Below are 211 nucleotides of genomic sequence, written 5' to 3'. Positions count from 1 at the left end.
TAACGCAGACTGCTTGTCTTCGTTAAGCGGGGATCTGCCGGTCAGAATCAGCGTCGCATGCTTGGCTTGACCGGCAATTTCGCCGGCAAATATAAGCCCGAGGCCTCCTGCGCCCCCCGTAATCAAATAGATTCCATGGTCCTTCCATAGCGGCTTCACTCTGGATGCTCCCGCGCTGATTTCACTCCAGACAGCCACCCGGCGCTTTCCG

The 211-nt window shown here is 57.3% G+C and carries 1 protein-coding gene; it reads right to left on the bottom strand.

The window, feature by feature from the left end; all coding sequences use genetic code 11:
* Positions 1-211, bottom strand: a 211-nt coding sequence (locus tag LCF57_RS04530) for a KR domain-containing protein (RefSeq protein WP_225999640.1), incomplete at both ends; no start/stop codon positions are given.

Origin of the sequence: Paenibacillus sp. BJ-4, assembly GCF_020404765.1 — a bacterium.
Lineage (GTDB): Bacteria > Bacillota > Bacilli > Paenibacillales > Paenibacillaceae > Paenibacillus.
Note: the sequence above shows the minus strand (reverse complement) of the source record. Positions and strands in the feature narration are given on the sequence as shown.